This is a genomic window from Phytohalomonas tamaricis, assembly GCF_003012345.1.
Taxonomy (GTDB): domain Bacteria; phylum Pseudomonadota; class Gammaproteobacteria; order Pseudomonadales; family Halomonadaceae; genus Phytohalomonas; species Phytohalomonas tamaricis.
Genome location: NZ_PVRV01000005.1, coordinates 1 through 255, shown reverse-complemented (window position 1 = coordinate 255; position 255 = coordinate 1). Strand labels below are relative to the sequence as shown.

Below are 255 nucleotides of genomic sequence, written 5' to 3'. Positions count from 1 at the left end.
CTAGCTGGTTGATAGGCACGATGTGTACATGCAGTGATGCATTGAGCTAACGTGTACTAATGACCCGTGAGGCTTGACCATATAACCCCAAATGGTCTGGTTGCGTTAACCGGATACGTCAGAGACGCTCTCTGGCACAGCATGATCCCGAATAAGGCTGAGGTGAGCGACGTTACTTCCTCATCTCGAGCCGACAGTTACGCCTGACGACCATAGCGAGCGGGTCCCACCTGATCCCATGCCGAACTCAGTAGT

General features: G+C 52.9%; 2 rRNA genes. Both read left to right on the top strand.

The annotated features are described in order from the left end of the window. Positions 1-81 (top strand): 23S ribosomal RNA (locus C3Z11_RS00025); the annotation flags it as partial. A 121-nt stretch (positions 82-202) separates the two neighbouring features. Further along, positions 203-255 (top strand): 5S ribosomal RNA (gene rrf / locus C3Z11_RS17350); the annotation flags it as partial.